General features: G+C 66.3%; 13 protein-coding genes. 5 read left to right on the top strand and 8 right to left on the bottom strand.

What is annotated here, in order from left to right; genetic code table 11:
• Nucleotides 1-346: 346 nt before the first annotated feature.
• Nucleotides 347-751: a flagellar export protein FliJ gene (fliJ, locus tag AC1DS0_RS06115; RefSeq protein WP_091839090.1), complete on the top strand. Its 405-nt coding sequence runs from the start codon at nucleotides 347-349 to the stop codon at nucleotides 749-751.
• Between the two features lie 11 nt (nucleotides 752-762).
• Here the strand turns inward: fliJ and AC1DS0_RS06110 are convergent, their stop codons facing one another.
• From AC1DS0_RS06110 to AC1DS0_RS06095, 4 genes are all read right to left on the bottom strand, one after another.
• Nucleotides 763-1,377, bottom strand: a complete 615-nt coding sequence (locus tag AC1DS0_RS06110) for a GNAT family N-acetyltransferase (RefSeq protein ID WP_476813479.1) — start codon at nucleotides 1,375-1,377, stop codon at nucleotides 763-765.
• Nucleotides 1,378-1,509: 132 nt separating this feature from the next.
• Nucleotides 1,510-2,193 carry a TetR/AcrR family transcriptional regulator gene (locus AC1DS0_RS06105; RefSeq protein WP_476813478.1) on the bottom strand — a complete coding sequence of 228 codons (684 nt, stop codon included), beginning with the start codon at nucleotides 2,191-2,193 and terminating at the stop codon, nucleotides 1,510-1,512.
• Nucleotides 2,194-2,472: 279 nt separating this feature from the next.
• Nucleotides 2,473-2,688 carry a hypothetical protein gene (locus AC1DS0_RS06100; protein ID WP_476813477.1) on the bottom strand — a complete coding sequence of 72 codons (216 nt, stop codon included), beginning with the start codon at nucleotides 2,686-2,688 and terminating at the stop codon, nucleotides 2,473-2,475.
• Nucleotides 2,689-2,744: 56 nt separating this feature from the next.
• Nucleotides 2,745-3,539, bottom strand: coding sequence for an NAD(P)H-dependent oxidoreductase (locus tag AC1DS0_RS06095; RefSeq protein WP_476813476.1), 795 nt, complete (start codon nucleotides 3,537-3,539; stop codon nucleotides 2,745-2,747).
• A 92-nt stretch (nucleotides 3,540-3,631) separates the two neighbouring features.
• Between AC1DS0_RS06095 and AC1DS0_RS06090 the strand changes: the two genes are divergently transcribed.
• Nucleotides 3,632-4,552, top strand: a complete 921-nt coding sequence (locus AC1DS0_RS06090; RefSeq protein ID WP_476813475.1) for a LysR family transcriptional regulator — start codon at nucleotides 3,632-3,634, stop codon at nucleotides 4,550-4,552.
• A 7-nt stretch (nucleotides 4,553-4,559) separates the two neighbouring features.
• Here the strand turns inward: AC1DS0_RS06090 and gpmI are convergent, their stop codons facing one another.
• A complete protein-coding gene (gpmI, locus tag AC1DS0_RS06085; protein WP_476813474.1) occupies nucleotides 4,560-6,074 on the bottom strand; it encodes a 2,3-bisphosphoglycerate-independent phosphoglycerate mutase in 1,515 nt (504 codons plus the stop codon).
• 211 nt (nucleotides 6,075-6,285) lie between these two features.
• Between gpmI and AC1DS0_RS06080 the strand changes: the two genes are divergently transcribed.
• Both AC1DS0_RS06080 and AC1DS0_RS06075 read left to right on the top strand, forming a co-directional pair.
• Nucleotides 6,286-7,029 carry a haloacid dehalogenase type II gene (locus tag AC1DS0_RS06080; RefSeq protein WP_476813473.1) on the top strand — a complete coding sequence of 248 codons (744 nt, stop codon included), beginning with the start codon at nucleotides 6,286-6,288 and terminating at the stop codon, nucleotides 7,027-7,029.
• 24 nt (nucleotides 7,030-7,053) lie between these two features.
• Nucleotides 7,054-7,740 (top strand): glutathione S-transferase family protein, encoded by a 687-nt coding sequence (locus AC1DS0_RS06075; protein ID WP_476813472.1) that lies wholly within the window; start codon nucleotides 7,054-7,056, stop codon nucleotides 7,738-7,740.
• A 126-nt stretch (nucleotides 7,741-7,866) separates the two neighbouring features.
• Here the strand turns inward: AC1DS0_RS06075 and AC1DS0_RS06070 are convergent, their stop codons facing one another.
• The gene (locus AC1DS0_RS06070) at nucleotides 7,867-8,634 is read right to left on the bottom strand and encodes a glucose 1-dehydrogenase (protein ID WP_476813471.1); all 768 of its coding nucleotides are present in this window, start codon (nucleotides 8,632-8,634) and stop codon (nucleotides 7,867-7,869) included.
• A 121-nt stretch (nucleotides 8,635-8,755) separates the two neighbouring features.
• Between AC1DS0_RS06070 and AC1DS0_RS06065 the strand changes: the two genes are divergently transcribed.
• Nucleotides 8,756-9,790, top strand: a complete 1,035-nt coding sequence (locus AC1DS0_RS06065; RefSeq protein ID WP_476813470.1) for an L-idonate 5-dehydrogenase — start codon at nucleotides 8,756-8,758, stop codon at nucleotides 9,788-9,790.
• 4 nt (nucleotides 9,791-9,794) lie between these two features.
• On the opposite strand, the gene AC1DS0_RS06060 is transcribed toward AC1DS0_RS06065, so the two are convergent.
• Both AC1DS0_RS06060 and AC1DS0_RS06055 read right to left on the bottom strand, forming a co-directional pair.
• Nucleotides 9,795-11,576, bottom strand: a complete 1,782-nt coding sequence (locus tag AC1DS0_RS06060; RefSeq protein WP_476813469.1) for a sensor domain-containing diguanylate cyclase — start codon at nucleotides 11,574-11,576, stop codon at nucleotides 9,795-9,797.
• 69 nt (nucleotides 11,577-11,645) lie between these two features.
• Nucleotides 11,646-13,319 (bottom strand): formate--tetrahydrofolate ligase, encoded by a 1,674-nt coding sequence (locus AC1DS0_RS06055; protein WP_476813468.1) that lies wholly within the window; start codon nucleotides 13,317-13,319, stop codon nucleotides 11,646-11,648.
• Nucleotides 13,320-13,460: the final 141 nt, after the last annotated feature.

Below are 13,460 nucleotides of genomic sequence, written 5' to 3'. Positions count from 1 at the left end.
CGTGTCCGGCGCGCCGGCATGCGCGCCCCTTGTTTTGATTCGCTTGAGATTAGCGCGTGCCGTGCTCCGCCGGCAGAGCACGGCACGCACCCTTCGCATGCATCGAAAGCGAACGATCCTGGTAAGGAACGATCAACCTCCTTGCCCCATTGTACTTTTCGTCTCGCGGAAGTGTTCCGGTGGCGAACCGAGGGGTCGGGACGCCATCAGAGCCGGATCCGATCGGGTTGGTCCAACCCGATCGGTGAATCCGTCTCTGAGCTAAAGTTGGAGACCGTTCTACCGGTCGGCTTGCGATGCAAGCAGGCCGGAACGGGCTCATGCGTAATCAGGAGTTCGGCACGACATGAAGTCGCGAGAGACCCTTTTGCGTCTCAAACGCTTCCAGGTGGACGAGAAGCGCCGCCGGGTAAGCCAGATTGAGATGATGATCGCGGAATTCAACCGCATGGCTGGAGATCTCGACCGAGAGATCCAGAATGAAGAGACGCGCGCCGGCATTTCCGATCCGGCCCATTTCGCCTATCCGACCTATGCCAAGGCGGCGCTCGGCCGTCGCGACAACCTGCGCCAGTCCGCCGACAACCTGCAGGGCCAGCTCGACGAGGCCAAGGGCGAACTGCAGGAAGCCTTCGAGGACATGAAGAAGGTCGAGATCCTCGACGATCGCGAGCGCGCCTCCGAGCGTGCCGCCGAGGCCGCCCGCGACCAGGCGATGATGGACTCGATCGGCCTGCGCACGCGGGCCTGAGGGCCCGCTCTCTATTCGATCACCGGACAATGCGGGACGGCGCTGCGTGGCATCGCCCCGCCAAGGCGCGGATCGTCGACGACCTCGACCCCGCGCCTGAACGCCGAAAAACCTGAACGCTGGTAGAATTCGACTGCGCCCTGATGGTCGAGCGTGCAGGTGTGCACCCAGAAGCGGCCGATCGGCCTGGCCCAGGCGCGCTCCAGCGCCCGGTTCATCAGCCAGCGCCCTGCCCCCTTGCCGACGACGCTGTCGTCGAGGCCGAAGAAGGCAAGCTCGCCCTCGCCTTCCACCCGGAAATCGAGCTCGAGCAGGCCGACATCGCGCCCGCCGAAGCGGACCGCGAAGAACTCGACCAGCGGATCGGCCAGGATCGCCTGCAGCTCGGCCACCGGCTTCACCAGCCGGCTGAACCACATCCAGCGCTCGCCGAGCAGGCGATAGACGGCCAGATAGCGCGCCACGTCCTCGCGCCCGATCTCCTCGAGCGAGAAGCCCTCGACACCTGGCGGGTCGGCCCGCCGCTCCGGCGCGGACAACATCTCGAGCGAGGTCACGATCGCGGCGATCTTGCCGGCGGGCAGATCGGTGGTGCCGTTCAGGCTGATGGCGAAGGTCTCGGACATGGGCTCGGGCACGGCTTCCTGCATCGGCAGCCGCATCGGCACAGCTGCGCTGTCATCTGCTAGCGCGCTTTCCGTTCGACCGGAACCGGTCGAGCGACAAGAATTCGCGCAGGCTCAAAAGCCGAGCATGCTCTACCGCCCGGCCCTGATCCCGTCGAGCAGGGTCGCGATGGCCAGCGCCGCGACTTGCTCGCTGCTGGCGCCGCTGGCGCGCATCCATTCCGGCACGCGGTTCAGCCCACCGAGGAAATACGGCACCAGCAGCTGCAGATCCTGCCCATTCGCGGCTTCTCCACTGGCCACGCCGCCGGCGAAGAGATCGTGCCAGAGCTGGGCGTATTTCTCGCGCATCTTGCGGCTGCGCCGCTTGATAATCGGCGGCAGGTGCTCGTAGACGTGCATGTACTTCTGGTCCTTGCCGACCAGGCTCGAAACATGCACCCCGACCGCCGCGGACAGCCGGTCTGCGAACGGAGCCTCCTTCGGCAGGCCACGCATCGTCTCCGCCAGGCGAGCATAAAGCGTCTCGATGCCCTGGTTGAGGATTTCCTCGACGATCTCGTCCTTCGACCTGAAATGGTAATAGAGGCTGCCGGCCTTCATATCGACCAGCGCGGCAACCGCCCGCATCGTACAGGCGTCATAGCCCTCGCGGACGATGATCTCCGCCGCCGCGTCGAGGATCTCGTCCCGCATCGTCCTTTGCTTCGTCGTCGCCGAACCGGCCGCCACTGGCCTTCCCGCATTGCGCGCTTTCATCCTGGATCCGCCCGTCCCCAGCATTCGCGACGACCCGCCCCCTTTCGGGTCGACCATGCGTCCATCCCGGAAGCGCATGATTGCCGTCACTACTTTCCCTTGCGCCGAGGATCAAGGTGACAACCTTTCCGTTCAAGCTGAAATTCCATAGTCATCGCTTAAATATTAAACCGAACGATAGTTCGATTTATCTTGCCACGAGGATGTCCGGCCGGCTTTTCAGCGCCGCAACCATCGCTGCGCGATCGCGCTCAGCGGAACGACCTGAGCATGATGAATTGACCGCGCGGGACAACGCCGGCCTTGCATGGGCCGCCTAGCCGTGGGCCCGACGCGTCAGCGCTTGCCGGCGACGTCCTCGCGCTGATGCTTGCCGGCCGCCAGGCCATCGGGGTCGTCCGGCTCGTAAGGGGCATGCGGCCCAGTCGGATGGGCGGAGCGGGGATTGGGGCCGGCCCGCCGCTGCTCAGGCGCGCCGGACTGGCCGGGGCGCGGCGCGGTCACGAAAGCGGCGGGGGTATCGGTCAGGCGATTCTCGCGCGTGTTCGGCATGAGGCGATCCTCCCGGGAGAAGAACCGCCTCACGCCTGATGAGTTCCACCGCGCGATCAGACCGTCAGCGTGGCATCGACATGCAGCGCAAAGCCGCGCGCCTCCGGCTCGCCCAGCTCGGGCCGCAAGGTCATCGCCGGGATCAGGTAGTCGCCGAAATTCTGGCGGCGGTAGCGGATCGGCGCAGTCATCTCCAATGTCCGCATGCGCTCGCGCAGCTGCTCGGCCTCCCGCTCGAAATCCGCCTCCTTGAAGCGGTCGACCCGGTAGACGACGTGAGGCGGCAGCACCTCGTAGCCGGGATAGTAGAGGATGCCGTGATTGATCGGGAACAGCAGGTCCTCGATCGGCCCGTTGATGCCGCGCTGCGAGTAGTGCTGCTCCCAGCCCCCGGCCGTGACCAGCAGCATGGCCCGCTTGCCCGCCAACGTGCCCTCGCCGAAGCGATTCCCCCAGCGCTTGTCGCTGTGCTCGCCGACGCCATAGGCGAAACCATAGGCGAAGACCCGGTCGACCCAGCCCTTGAGGATCGCCGGCATCGTGTACCACCACAGCGGGAACTGCAGGATCAGCGTGTCGGCCCAGAGCAGCTTCTCGATCTCGGCCTTGACGTCGGCGGTCAGCGTACCCTCGCCGAAGGCCTGCTTCGAGGCGGCGCCGGCGGCAAAACGCTCGCCATCCGGCCAGCTCGGGAAATCGGCGCGATCGACTTCTGACTTCCAGCCCTCGGCATAGAGATCGCTGACGCGAACCTCATGGCCCTGGGCCTCCAGTTCGGCAACGGCGACGTCGCGCAGCGCGCCGTTGAGCGAGCGGCGTTCGGGATGGGCGAAAACAAGCAGGACCTTCATGGCGGAGCCTTTCCGAGAGGATGAGGCTTTCCAGCTAGGCGCTGTTCCGCTTCTGTACTATAACGGTGCAATGGATATGATTGTGCCGTTTTATGGATAAATCAGACATCACCTTGGAACGCATGCGCAGCTTCGTCCGCGTCGCCGAGCGCGGCAGCCTCTCGGCGGTGGCGCGCGAGCTCGGCCTGGGCCAATCCACGGTGACGCGACATCTCAACGAGCTGGAAGACGCGCTCGGTATCGCCCTGCTCAGCCGCACGACACGGCGGGTGACGCTGACCGAGGAAGGCAGCCGCTACTATCAGAACTGCCTCGCCATCCTGCGCCTGGTCGAGCAGGCGAGCGACGAGGCCCGCAGCGCCGGTGACGCCCCTGCCGGCACGGTGCGTCTCTCCTGCACCGCCTCTTTCGGTGTCCTGCATGTCACGCGGCTGCTCTTCGCCTTCCAGGATCGGCACCCTGGGATCGATATAGACCTCAGCCTCAGCGACGAGCGCATCGACCTCGTCCGCGAGGGCATCGACATCGCCATCCGCCTCGGCCCGCTCGCCGACAGCACGCTGAAACTGCGGCCTCTCGGCCGATCGCAAAGGCTTTTCGTCGCCGCGCCGCATTATCTGACCCGGCATGGCATCCCGACCTCAGCGGACGACCTCGCCAGGCATCAGGGCATCCGCATGACGAACGTCGCCGGCAGCGCCATGCTCGCCTTCGTGGGCAAAGCCGGTGAGCATTACAACGTCCCCTTCGACGGGCGATTACGGGTCGATCATGGCCTGGCCGTGCGCGAGGCGCTGCTCGCCGGCCGCGGCATCGCGCCCACCCATCGCTGGCTCGTCGACGATCTGCTGGCGTCCGGCCAGCTGGAGCCGATCCTGACCGGCTACACCCTGCCGAGCGTGCCACTCAACATGCTGATCGTCCCGGAGCGGGCGGCCGTGGCCCGCGTCCGTCTGCTGATCGATTTCCTGGCGGCGGAGATCGCCACCCTACCCGGCATGGCACCAACCTGAGTTCTGCTCAGCGCAACAGCGACTGGCCGGTCATCTCGGCCGGCTGCTCCAACCCGAGCAGCGCGAGCAGCGTCGGCGAGACATCGGCGAGACGCCCCTCGGCCAGCCCCTTGGCCTGCCCGCCGATCAGCATCACCGGCACCGGGAAGGTGGTGTGGGCGGTGTGCGGATTGCCGGTGACGGGATCGACCATCAGTTCGGCATTGCCGTGATCGGCAGTGACCAGCAGCGTCCCACCCTTGGCGAGGATGGCGTCAGCGATCTGGCCGAGGCTCGTATCGATCGTCTCGACCGCCTTGATTGCCGCCGAGAGCACGCCGGTATGGCCGACCATGTCGGGATTGGCGAAGTTGAGCACGAAGAGATCGTACTGCCCGCTCTCGATCGCGGCGACGACCTTGCCGGTCAGCTCCGGCGCCGACATCTCCGGCTGCAGATCATAGGTCGCGACCTTCGGCGAGGGCGTCATGCTGCGCTCCTCACCGTCGAACGGCTCCTCGCGCCCGCCATTGAAGAAATAGGTGACGTGCGGGTACTTCTCGGTCTCGGCAAAGCGGATCTGCTTCAGGCCCGCCTTCGACACGGTTTCGCCGAGCCCATTGGCGAGGCTCTGCGGCGCGAACAGCGCCGGCATGATCGGATCGAGCTCGGAGCTGTAGGAGGTCATCCCGACCGCGCCGACAAGCTTGGGCATGCGTGGCCGCGGGAAGCCGCTGAATTCGGCGAAGAGCAGCGGCGCCAGGATCTCGCGGATCCGGTCGGCGCGGAAATTGAAACTGAGCAGGCCGTCGCCATCGGCCATCCCATGATAGCCACCGATCACCGCCGGCTTGATGAACTCGTCGTTGATGGCAGCCGCATAAGCTGCCTCGATCGCCGAGCCGGCGGTCGGCATCCGCTCGCCCTCGCCGAGCGCCAGCGCCTTCCAGGCGAGCTCGACGCGCTCCCAGCGATTGTCGCGGTCCATCGCGTAATAGCGCCCGGACAGCGTCGCGACCTTGACCTGAGACGGCAACGCAGCTTCGAGCGCCGCGACATACTCGGCCGCCGAGCGTGGCGGCGTATCGCGGCCATCAGTGAAGACATGGATCACCGCCGGCACGCCAGCAGCGACAACGAGCTTCGCCAGCGCCACCGCATGGTCCTGATGGGCGTGGACCCCGCCGGGCGAGACCAAACCCAGGATATGACAGGTGCCGCCGCTCGCCTTGAGCCGGCCGATCAGCCCGCTTTCATCGAGCGCCTGCTTCAGCGTGCCATCGGCGACCGCCTGGTTGATCCGCGGCAGGTCCTGCATCACGACGCGGCCGGCGCCCAGATTGAGATGGCCGACCTCGGAATTGCCCATCTGGCCCTCGGGCAGGCCGACATCGAGGCCGGAGGTACGCAGGAAGGCGTGCGGCGACGAAGCCCAGAACCGGTCGAAATTCGGCGTCTTCGCCAGCAGGACCGCGTTGTTGTCCTTGTCGTCGCGCCAGCCCCAGCCATCGAGGATCATCAGCATGACGGGGCGGCTGGACATGCGCGTATATCCTGTGCGTCTGCGAACAAGTGCTTGTGCGGATATCACGCTCCGCGCGGCCAAGGCGAGCGCTATCATCCGAGCGCTGGTCATCCCGGACAAGCGGCGAAGCTGCGCCGATCCGGGATCCATGCCGGAACGGTTCAGGCATGGATCCCGGGTCTCCCTTCGGTCGCCCGGGATGACGATATGGGTGGTGGAAGGAAGTACCATGCCGATCAAGGCCGTCGTCTTCGATGCCTATGGAACGCTGTTCGACGTGCAATCGGTCGCCGGCGTCACCGAGGATGCCTTCCCTGGCCATGGCGAGACGATCACTCAGATCTGGCGGCTGAAGCAGCTCGAATACACCTGGCTGCGCGCGCTGATGGGCCGCTACGAGGATTTCTGGAGCGTGACGCAGGCCTCGCTCGATTTCACGCTGAAGACGCTCGGCCTCACGGCGATGCCCGAACTCCTCGCCCGCATCGCCGCGGCCTATGATGCACTCGCCCTCTATCCGGAGGCACTGGCGGCGCTGCATGGCCTTGCCCCGACACGCCTCGCCATATTCTCCAATGGCAGCCCGGCCATGCTGATCAATCTCACCAGGCAGGCCGGTATCGATGGACTGCTGGAAACCGTGATCAGCGTCGACGAGATCAGGACCTACAAGCCCGATCCGCGCGGCTATCGCCTGGTCGAGAAGCGGCTCGGCCTGACCAGCGACGAGATCCTGTTCGTCTCCTCCAACGGCTTCGACATCGCCGGCGCCAAGGCCTACGGCATGACCGTGGCGCGTATCGAGCGTGTAACCTCGCAGGCCCTGCGCGACGAACTATCCGGCGCAGCCGTGATCGGGCCGAAGAGCCTGTTCAAGGCGCTGCGCATGCAGGAGGAGCAGCTCAGCGCAGGGGCCGATCTTACCATCTCGGCCCTGACCGAGCTCGTCCCTTACGTCGCCGCGCGCCGCTGAGCCTTTCCATCCAGGAGACCAACGATGATCCGCTTCTACTACCACCCCTCGCCCAATCCGGCGAAGATCGCGCTCTTCCTGGAGGAGGCCGGCCTGCCCTATGAGCTCGTGCCGGTCGACACCCGCAAAGGCGACCAGTTCAAGCCGGACTTCCTCGCCATCAACCCGAACGGCAAGACCCCGGCCCTGACCGATGGCGACGTCAGGATCTTCGACAGCAACGCCATCCTGCTCTACCTCGCCGAGAAGATCGGCCAATTCCTGCCGCCCGACACGCCCGAGATGCGCGGCCAGATGCTGTCCTGGCTGATGTTCGTCGCCACCGGCATCGGCCCCTATACCGGCCAGACCGTGCATTTCTCGCGCTTCGCGCCGGAGAAGGTACCCTACGCGATCAACCGCTATGCTCGCGAGGCCGAGCGGCACTGGGGCCTGCTCGACGATCAGCTCGGCAAACATCGCTACATGCTCGGCGACGACTACACGCTGATCGACATGGCGGTCTGGGGTTGGGCGACGCGGGCGCAGTTCGCCCTCGGCGACGAGGCCTTCGCCAGGCTCACCAATGTCCGGCGCCATCTCGACGAGATCTCGGCCCGGCCGGCGGCGCAGCGCGCCGTCGCGCTCAAGGATCAATTCGCCTGGAAGACCGAGGTCGACGACGAGGCGCGGAAGATCCTGTTCCCGCAGAATGCGTTCCTGAAGGCCTAAAGCGGACGCGCGTCATTCTCGGGCGAAGCGAAGCGCAGACCCGAGAAACTCTGGACGTGGAGGCGCTGTTTGGCGCCCTATCCGGCCTGAGATGCTCGGGTCAAGCCCGAGCATGACGCTGCGTGCTCACACCACCGCGGTCAAACCACCATCGACCATCAGCAGATGGCCGCTGACATAGTCCGACGCCTCCGAGGACAGGAAGATCGCCGCGCCCGCCAGCTCCTTGGTCTCACCCCAGCGGCCGACCGGGGCGCGGCTCTTGACCCAGTTCGAGAAGGTCTCGTCGGCGAGCAGGGCCTGGTTCAGCTCGGTGACGAAATAGCCCGGCCCGATCGCATTGACCTGGATGTTGTGCTTGCCGAGTTCGGCCGCGAGCCCCTGCGTCATCAGGCTGACCGCTCCCTTCGAGGCGGTGTAGGGCACGATGCTCGGCCGGCCGAGCTTGCTCATCACCGAGCCGATATTGACGATCTTGCCGCGTCCGCGCGGCGCCATGCGCTTGGCGACCGCCTGGGTGACATAGAACACCGAGTGCAGGTTCGTCGCCATCAGGAAGTGCCAGTCCTCCGCCGGGAAATCGACGAAGGCGCCGCGCTTCTGCGTGCCGGCATTGTTGATCAGGATGTCGATCGGTCCGATCTCGGCCTCGACCTTGGCGACACCGGCCTCGACGGCTTTCTGGTCAGTGACGTCGAAAGTGGCGATCGAGGCCTTGTGGCCGGCGGCGGCGATGGCGCTGCGCGCCTTCTCCAATTTGCCGGCGTCGCGTCCGTTCAGCACGACATGGGCGCCGGCGGCGGCAAGGCCCTCGGCGATGGCAAGGCCGATGCCCTGGCCGGAACCGGTGACCAGCGCGATGCGCCCGTCGAGCTTGAACAGATTGAGCGACATCCTATCCTCCCGGTCTTGGCCCGACTTGCTGCTTGTTAGCGTCTCAAGGGTTCGGTAAGCGGTTTAAAACGATTAGACAATGCCGCAGCCGCATGGCTGTCGCCCTTTCAGGAGTTCCGCCATGCGCGCCGTCGTGATCCATGCCGAGAAGGACCTGCGGGTCGAGGACGCGGCGGTGCCGGAGCTCGGCCCACTCGGCGTCAAGGTAGCGATCAAGGCTGGCGGCATCTGCGGCTCCGACCTGCATTATTACCTCCACGGTGGCTTCGGCACGATCCGGGTGCGCGAGCCGCTGATCCTCGGCCATGAGATCGCCGGCATCGTCGAAGCGGTCGGTTCCGAGGTCAGCCGGGTCAAGCCGGGCGATCTCGTCGCGGTCAATCCGAGCCGCGCCTGCGGCCGCTGCCGCTATTGCCAGGCCGGCCAGCAGCAGCACTGCCTCGACATGCTGTTCTACGGCAGCGCCATGCGCTTCCCCCACGTCCAGGGCGGCTTCCGCGAGATCCTGGTGATCGAAGAGCGCCAGGCGGTGAAGCTGCCGGCGCATGTCGGCGCGGCGCAGGCCGCCTTCGCCGAGCCGCTCGCCGTCTGCCTGCATGCGGTCAAGCGCGCCGGCGCCCTGCTGGGCAAGCGCGTCCTCGTCACCGGCTCGGGCCCGATCGGCGTTCTGACCGTGGTAGCGGCCCGCGCCGCCGGCGCATCCGAGATCGTCGTCACCGACGTGGTCGACGGTCCGCTGCCGACCGCCCTGAAGATGGGCGCGACGACTGCGATCAACGTGATGGCCGAGCCGGAGCGGCTGAAGGCCGATTACGGTGCCGAAAAGGGCGCCTTCGACGTGATGTTCGAATGCTCGGGCAACCAGCATGCGCTGACCGGCGCCTTCGATGCGCTGCGGCCTGGCGCGGTCATCGTCCAGATCGGCGTCGGCGGCAATTTCACGATTCCGATGAACGTCGTCGTCGCCAAGGAATTCGACCTGCGCGGCTCCTTCCGCTTCCATGAGGAATTCGACTGGGCGGTCGAGCTGATCGCATCGGGCCGCATCGACCTCTCGCCGCTGCTCACCGCCTCGATCCCGATCGAGCGGGCGGTCGAGGCTTTCGACCTCGCCGCCGACAAGTCCAGGGCGATGAAGGTGCAGCTGGCCTTCTGAGATCTCAGACCACCCGCCGCAACGCCGCGTCGGATTGCAGCTCGTCGATCGCAACGCCGTCGCGGCCGCCATGCTTGACGCGGTAGAGTCCCGCATCGGCGCGGGCCGCGGCATCGGTCAAGCTATCGCCCGGCAGCGCCATGGCGGCCCCCAGACTCGCCGTCATCGGCACCGGCCGCCCATCGCTGAGCACGATCGGTGTCTCGCGCAGCAGCGCCGCGATCTCGCCCGCGATCACCGCTAGCGACTGGGGCGTGCAATCGCCGATCAGCAGGATGAACTCGTCGCCGCCCCAGCGGGCGCAGGCGTCGTAGCTGCGCAGGGCCGGGAGCATCCGGCGCACGCAGGCGACCAGCACCTCGTCCCCGGCCCGGTGGCCGTAATCGTCATTGACGAGCTTGAAACGGTCGAGATCGACGATGATCAGGCCGCAGGCCGTGCCAGGGCGCTGCGCCCGGTTCTGCTCACGCGCAAACGCCTCCTCGAAGCCGCGGCGATTCAGCACCGAAGTCAGCGGGTCGTGCTGCGCCAGCTCTTCGAGCTTCTGCGTGCGCTCGCGCACCATCGCCTCAAGCCGGCCGGTATTGTCGCCGACGGCCTGGGCCATCTCGTTGAAGGCGCGCGACAGCCGGGCGATCTCGTCATTGCCGTCCTCCTTCGCAACGGCAGTGAAATCGCCGGAGCGGACCCTGGTGACGCCCTGCTCGACCCATGCCAGCCGGTCGAGCACCTTGCGCTTGAACAGGAAGGTCAGCAGCCCGGCCACGGCAATGAGGATCGCCACGATCAAACCGGCGATCGGCGCGAACAGCTTGCGATCGATGATGGCGTCGACATCCATCACCGTGACGTTGAACCAGCCGAGCCGATCGAGAAAGCCGACACCGACCAGCACCTCGTGCCCGTCCATCTGCATGAAACGTGAAAGGACCAGCGCCTCGCCCTTGGCGACACGCTGCATCATCCCGGCAAGCGCCTTGCGGTCGCCCTCCTCGTCGAGCAGGCGGAAGATCGTCTTCTTCGCCGTGGCGTCCTTGGTCAGGCTGTGGAAGTCGACGACGCGCGGATCGCGATGCGCCTGCACCGCGCCCTGCAGGTCGACGAACATGCTCTGCACACCGGTCTGCGGGAACTCGACGACCTCCTTGATGAACTGGGTCAGGTCGACGCCGGTACCGATCAGGCCCAGCACCTTGCCGTCCTTCTGGATGATGCAGTTGATCCAGACCTTGGTGACCGACAGCACCTCGTCGCGATTGACGTTGAGATGGCAGCCTTTGCCGAGCGCGCGCGTCTTGAAGTACCAGGCGTCCTGCGGAGCGCTCGGCGAGACGGTATAGCGCAGCCGGTTGTGCTCGTAGCTGTTGTCCTTGTCGTTGAAATAGTAATGGCCGCTCTTGTCGACGACGGCGAAGTAGCTGCGGTCGGTGAAGGAGAGCCGGTAGTGCTCGAGCTCGGCGAGGCCGCGCTTCGCCTTCTCCGGATCGGTCTCGTCCTGCGCCCATTCGACGATCACCGGCGCGCGCGCCACCGTCTCGGCCAGCGAGACCTCGCGCATCAGCGCTTCCAGCCCGCGATAACGGTCGAACAGGATCTGCTTCTCGGCGAAGAGCGTGCCGAGCTTCACCACCGTACCGTTGACCATCCAGAGGAAGATGCCGGACGCCGGCACCGCGATCGCGACCAGTGTCGCCAGGACGAGCATGAGCACGCGCGCCTTCAGGCCCGAATTGGTCCAGGCGGTCAGCAAACCCATCTCGTCGGCATCTCCAGCGCCTTCCGACATGCTCGGAATCGCACGGACGCATGGTGGTCGCGATATGGTTTACACTTCGTTGACGAATGTGGCGGGCGGCTAGAACAGCCCCTCGATCTGGCCGTGCGCGTCGAGATAGATGCGCTCCGCTGCCGGCTGCCGCGGCAGGCCGGGCATGGTCATGATGTCCCCGCAGATCGCGACGACGAAGCCGGCGCCAGCCGAGAGCCGAAGCTCGCGCACCGGCACGGTGTGGCCCGACGGCGCCCCGCGCAGGGTCGGATCGGCTGAGAAGGAATATTGCGTCTTGGCGACGCAGACCGGCAGGTTGCCATAGCCGGCCGCTTCAAGCTCGGCGAAGCGGGCCGTAGCCTTGGCGTCCATTGAGATCCCGGCGGCACCATAGATCTCGCGGGCGATCGTCTCGAGCTTCTGGCGCAGCGGCATCGCGTCGGGATAGAGCGGCGCGAAATCCGCTTCGCCACCGTCGGTCAGCGCCGCGACCTTGGTCGCGAGCTCCTCGGTGCCCGCCCCGCCCTCGGCCCAATGCCGACAGATCACCGCCTCGACGCCGAGATGGTTGCGGCAATAGTGCTGGATCAGCGCGTGCTCTGCGGCTGTGTCGCTGGTGAAATGGTTGATCGCGACGATCGCCGGCACGCCGAACTTCCTGACGTTCTCGACATGGCGGGCGAGGTTGGACAGGCCCGCCTCCAGCGCTTTCAGATTCTCGCTGCCGAGCCTGTCGCGGGCAACGCCGCCATGCATCTTCAGCGCCCGCACGGTCGCGACCACCACGGCGACATCCGGCTTCAACCCGGCCTTGCGACACTTGATGTCGAAGAACTTCTCGGCCCCGAGATCGGCGCCGAAACCGGCCTCGGTCACGACATAGTCGGCGAGCTTCAGCGCGGCGCGCGTCGCGATCACCGAATTGCAGCCATGGGCGATGTTGGCGAAGGGCCCGCCATGGACGAAGGCGGGCGTGCCCTCCAGCGTCTGCACCAGGTTCGGCATCAGCGCATCGCGCAGCAGCACCGTCATCGCGCCCTGGGCGTTGAGCTCGGCCGCAGTGACCGGGCGCTTGCTGCGGGTGCGACCGATGACGATGCGCCCGAGCCGCTCCTCCAGATCGGCGAGGTCCTTGGCCAGGCAGAAGATCGCCATCACCTCGGAGGCGACGGTGATGTCGAAGCCGTCCTCGCGCGGGAAACCGTTCGTGGCGCCGCCGAGCGAGGAGACGATCGAGCGCAACGCCCGGTCGTTCATGTCGACCACGCGCCGCCAGGCGATGTGGCGTTCGTCGAGATCGAGCCCGTTGCCCCAGTAGACATGGTTGTCGAGCATCGCCGCCAGCAGGTTGTGGGCGCTGGTGATGGCGTGGAAATCGCCGGTGAAGTGCAGGTTGATCTGCTCCATCGGCACGACCTGGGCATAGCCGCCGCCGGCCGCCCCGCCCTTCTGGCCGAAGCAGGGGCCGAGCGAGGGCTCGCGCAGCGCGATCATGGTGCGTTTGCCGAGGCGCTTCAGCCCGTCGCCGAGGCCGACCGTCGTCGTGGTCTTGCCCTCGCCGGCCGGCGTCGGGCTGATCGCGGTGACCAGGATGAGCTTGCCGTCCGGCTTTTCGGCGAAGCCAGGGATCGCGCTGGTATCGACCTTGGCGATGTACTTGCCATAGGGGTGCAGCGCCGCGTCCGGAATGCCGACCGCCTCGGCGACCGCGCCGATGGGCTGAAGCGTCGCCGCGCGGGCGATCTCGATATCGGTCGACATGCCGTCCCTCATCGTCTCGTCGGATGGAACGCCTGTGCCGGCCAATTCCTCGCAGGGCGGACTATTGCCAAAAAGCACCCGCAATCGCCAGTGCTCGGGCACATGGATGCAATGTGCCCACAGGAGACATTTGCCCGCGCT

Source organism: Allobosea sp. P4_H5 (assembly GCF_056400825.1).
Note: the sequence above shows the minus strand (reverse complement) of the source record. Positions and strands in the feature narration are given on the sequence as shown.